General features: G+C 70.1%; 2 protein-coding genes and 1 pseudogene. All 3 read left to right on the plus strand.

The annotated features are described in order from the left end of the window. Positions 1 to 421 (plus strand): DUF2894 domain-containing protein (locus ACDELDRAFT_RS22405; protein WP_005801156.1); only part of this gene is annotated, 421 nt, incomplete at its 5' end. 399 nt (positions 422 to 820) lie between these two features. Beyond that, a complete protein-coding gene (locus ACDELDRAFT_RS26060; protein ID WP_005801158.1) occupies positions 821 to 946 on the plus strand; it encodes a hypothetical protein in 126 nt (41 codons plus the stop codon). Positions 947 to 1160: 214 nt separating this feature from the next. Further along, positions 1161 to 1461, plus strand: a pseudogene (locus ACDELDRAFT_RS22415) (hypothetical protein); the annotation flags it as partial.

Raw genomic sequence — 1461 nt, forward strand, 5'->3', positions numbered from 1 at the left:
GGAGCCCGGAAGCCGGCAGGCCGCGCGCCCCGCTGCGCCGCATGCAGCCCCTGGGTCCCCGTTGGCCCAACTGAACCGCGAGCTCGCCGCCCGCGTCCGCGCCGAAGAAGATTCGGCGCGCAGCGATGGCGGAGCCAGCCTGTCGGGCCTGAAAAGCGTACGCCAGTTCGGCGAAGTGTGGTCGCGCATCGCGGCGGAGCAGCAGGTGCTGCAGGCCCAGCACCGCGGGCCCGAGAACGCCGGGCCGCTCAACTCGCACAAGCTCATGGTGCGCTCGCTCAGCCTCATGCGCTCCCTGTCGCCCGACTACCTGCGCCGCTTTCTCGCGCAAATGGATGCGCTGCTGTGGCTGGAGCAGGCCAATGCCCGGCCCGCGCGGGTGCCTGCCAAGCCCGCACGCACCCCACGGTCCAAGTCCTGAGCGGCGCTGAAGCGCGGCTTGTGCAGGGCAGGGCGGGGCGGTGCCGTTGTGCGCCATCGAGCGTGACCGAACGCCGCAGGCATACCGGGCGCCCTTCGGTCGCCGCAAAGCCACGCAAAGCAGCCAAAACTTTTGTTGGTCTACCGAGGCGATTTCTGCCTGCAGCCGCGCGGGCCACGGCGCGGCAAAAAGAGGTCCCGTGTTCTCAGCGGCCCACCGGGCAGCATCACCATCGATGCGGCGCCGGTGGTGTCGTTACGCCAATGCGGCTGGCTGCGGCGCGGCCTCAACCCGGCGCGGCCTGTGCCTGGCACGGCTGGTACACAAAACCCCGGCAGTGCAGTGCGAAAAGCCCTGGCTGCTACCATCCGCGCCCTGAACACCCCTTCCGCATTGCCCATGCCTTCCTTCCACCCAACGCTGCACACCGGGTTCCTGCCCCGCGGCATGGCTGTGTCCGGCGAAGGCATGGTGGGTGAGATCTGGCCCTACAAGCCGGTCGCACATTCCACCGCCCGGCGATAACCCTTCCACCACATTGCGCAAACCTTTATCGCCGGGCACCCGCCCCGCGCGATGGCGGCCGTGTGCTGCGCCTGCACTGCTGTTCGCAGGTACGGCCGGCCGCCCCTTGAAGGAGATGTGCCATGCACCCGACCCCCGCCAGCGGCCCCCCGTCCGTCCGCACCCAACCCCACCCTCCGCCGGCCAACGCCGCGCTGCTGCGGGAGTGACGGCCATGGAATTCACCAAGAAGTTCCTGCGCGCCAAGAACCCCTGCGCCGACGGGTTTCGCTGGTTCAGCCGCCACGTCGAAGACGGTTCGGGCTACCAGGAGGCGCTCGACACGCTGGTCAACGCCGGCCGCGTGGGGGATGCCTGCTGGCTGCTGTCACAGTTCGGACCCACCAGCGCGGTGCTGGTGCTGGACACCCTGGAGGCCGATGCCATCGTGTTCGCGGGCACGGTGCAGGTGCGCGGCAGCATCGACGTGGGCTCGGTCATCCAGGCGGGCCGCTCGATCCGCGCGGGCGGCGGGG

Origin of the sequence: Acidovorax delafieldii 2AN, assembly GCF_000175235.1 — a bacterium.
GTDB classification, from domain to species: Bacteria; Pseudomonadota; Gammaproteobacteria; order Burkholderiales; family Burkholderiaceae_C; genus Acidovorax; species Acidovorax delafieldii_B.

Excerpts from the sequence above, each read along its gene's own strand:
- ACDELDRAFT_RS26060 (WP_005801158.1), top strand. The coding sequence starts at position 821 with ATGCCTTCCTTCCACCCAACGCTGCACACCGGGTTCCTGCCCCGCGGC.